General features: G+C 75.3%; 1 protein-coding gene and 1 pseudogene. Both read right to left on the minus strand.

Annotated elements, in window-relative coordinates:
- Positions 1-210 precede the first annotated feature (210 nt).
- Positions 211-1,476, minus strand: coding sequence for a Pvc16 family protein (locus tag E1283_RS35895; protein ID WP_132822349.1), 1,266 nt, complete (start codon positions 1,474-1,476; stop codon positions 211-213).
- A pseudogene (locus E1283_RS37820) lies at positions 1,473-1,754 on the minus strand (hypothetical protein); the annotation flags it as partial. The gene E1283_RS35895 and the pseudogene E1283_RS37820, both read right to left, overlap by 4 nt.

Here is a 1,754-nt window from a genome sequence, read left to right on the forward strand (position 1 = left end):
CAGGGTGAGGTCGAAGCAGGCGGCGACGGCGGCCAGGTTGCCGCGCGGCTCGGGGACCGGGGGCGGGGTGGTGTCGCCGGCGGCGTGGGCGTCGAGTCTGGCCAGTACGGCGGCGACGGCTTCCGGCAGCGCGCCATCGTCGGACCCGGTGTCCGGGTCGGCGTAGCTGGTGCCCATGGTGTCCCCCCTTCCGGGTGTCCTGTCGGCCGATCAGTCCTGTTCGCGTGGTGGTGCGGTGAGGTCGAGTGCCGGGCCGGCGAAGGTGCCGTCCGGGGTCTGCTCGATGGCGCTCGGCACGCCGTCCACCCGCACCCGTACGAGGTAGCCGGCGGGTTGGACGTCCTTGACGGGCACCCGCAGCGTGGCGGGGTCCTCGCGGTCGGCGGCCGGGAACGGGGCGTGGAACCGGTAGCTGAAGGCGCGGCGGTTCTCGGGCGGTCGCAGCTCGTCGAGGAGCAGTTCGACGCGCTGCTCGTCGCCGATCGGCATGTCGAGCCGCAGCGCGACGGTGCCGGTGCGGAGGTCGCCGCCGGCGGTGTCGGTGAACCGGGCGGGTTCGGCGAGGCCGGCCTGGCGGGCGAAGGTGACGGCGTTGGAGTCCAGGCCTCTGGCCGCTCCGGCGTAGACGAGGCGCAGTCGGTGGGGTCCGGGCTCCAGGTCCTCGGGAGGAACCACGACGACCTGGCCGTCCTTCACGTCGTCCGCCGCCACGGGGACCTGGTGGCGGCCGAGGTGGGCGGTGACGGGTCCTGCGGCGAGTCCCGAGCCGGTGAGGACGAGTTCATGGCCGAGCGGCACGGGTCCTTCCACCTCTGGGGTGGGGTAGTCGGCGCCGGCCGGCCGGGAGCCGACGCGGTCCAGGCGGGGTCGGAGGCCGGGGACGGCGGTGACGGAGCGGCGCAGCACGGGCTTGCCGGCGGCCGGGTCCTCGCGGCCCTCGAGCAGCACCAGCGTGGCCTGGTAGACGACGGACAACGCGTAGGGGGTGTGGTGGAGCATGCCCCAGAGCTTGGAGGTCTCGTCGACGTCCATCTGGGTGGGTGTGAACCTGACGCGCTGCGGGGAGGTGGCGAGGTCGGAGCCGGTCAGGTGGCTGCTCTGGGCGGCGCGTTCGATCAACTCGCGGGAGAGGACCGGGATTTCGTGGAGGGTGCGGACGACGGCGCCGATCAGCCGCTGGCCGGTGAGCTCGGTCTCCTCGCCGTAGCCGGTGATGAGGTAGTGGAGGTCGACGGCGGCGGTGGGGCGGCGCAGCAGGGTGCCGTCGGCGGCCCGGGTGGGGGCGTCCTGGTTGCGCAGCGCGGCGTTGGGGGTGACCTGGTAGAGGAAGACGGTGATGGTGGGTTCGGCCGGCGGTTCGGTCGGCGGGCGCTTGGTCTCGACGTTGACGGCCATGTCGATCTCGGGGCCCAGGTTCTCGGCGATCAGCAGTCGCAGGGCCTCGGAGACGGTGGCGAGGGCGAGGGCGTTGCTCATGGGCGTCGCTCCTCACGGGTCAGGTAGTCGCCCAGGCCGAGCGTCGGCGGCTGGCGCCTCGGCGCCTCCTGGCGTTCCCGTTCCCGTTCCCGGGGGGCGGCGCCGGCGGCGCGGACCTCCAGGCGGCCGATGCTGACCTGGACGGTCCGTTCCGCCGGCCGCCGGCGGTTGGCGGCGCCGGCGGCGGTGGCCCGGGCGGTGCCGGACGGGGTCCCGGCGGCACGGGGCGCCGGGGTGGCGGCGGCGCCCGCGGCGCGGACCGCCAGGCGGCCGGGGGC

It is taken from the genome of Streptomyces hainanensis (assembly GCF_004348415.1).
Lineage (GTDB): Bacteria > Actinomycetota > Actinomycetes > Streptomycetales > Streptomycetaceae > Streptomyces > Streptomyces hainanensis.